Genomic DNA, 662 nt, shown 5'->3' on the forward strand with positions numbered 1-662 from the left:
CTGATCCTCGCCCGGGCGGATTTCGATACGCACGGCAAGGCGGCGCCTTTCCGGGCGAACGACGAACTGATCGCCCTCGAGCCGGAGGTCTGCCTGACCCTGGTCCATTCGGTGGACCGGGCGCGGGCGGATCAGCGGCCGTTCGGACCGGCGCTCAACTTCGGACAGAAGGCGATGGCGTGCGGGCTGCGGCACATGTCCATCAAGGCGCGCGCCGCCTGACGGATCAGGACCGGGATCAACGACCCGCTCGGCTTCGGCCGGGCGGGTTTTTGTTTGTCATACGGGGCCGTCAGCACCGGGTTCAGCGATGGCCGTAAAGGTGGTTCGCGGGCAGACCCAGTCGACGGCACGCCTGGACCGCCGGGCTGCCGTCCAGACGGATGCGGTCGGCCAGACTCCCGGCGAACCGGACCATCGGTCTCTCCCAAGGGCGCAAGCCTTGATCGGCGCCGAGGTCGAGGCGCCGCCGCAGGTCGGCGGGCACAAGATCGATCGCCGCGCGGACCAGCAGCGATTGTATGGGCTTGAGGGGGGGCGGCGCGATCTCGACCGTGCGCATGATCGTGAGGAACTCCTGCAGCACGGGGGACGGTTCGAGGGCCGGCGTCATCCGGGCGATGAGGGCCGCCATCGCCGCCGCCGAGACGGGGGCCCCCGTC

The 662-nt window shown here is 70.2% G+C and carries 1 protein-coding gene and 1 pseudogene; one reads left to right on the forward strand and one right to left on the reverse strand.

Translation table 11 applies throughout. The features are described from left to right. Positions 1–222: pseudogene (locus HX774_RS18075) on the forward strand (DUF2493 domain-containing protein); the annotation flags it as partial. 82 nt (positions 223–304) lie between these two features. On the opposite strand, the gene HX774_RS18080 reads toward HX774_RS18075, so the two are convergent. Continuing rightward, the coding region (locus HX774_RS18080; RefSeq protein ID WP_370523745.1) for an oxygenase MpaB family protein at positions 305–662 on the reverse strand (358 nt) is incomplete at its 5' end.

This window comes from Brevundimonas sp. P7753 (assembly GCF_013386595.1).
Classification (GTDB): Bacteria; Pseudomonadota; Alphaproteobacteria; order Caulobacterales; family Caulobacteraceae; genus Brevundimonas; species Brevundimonas bullata.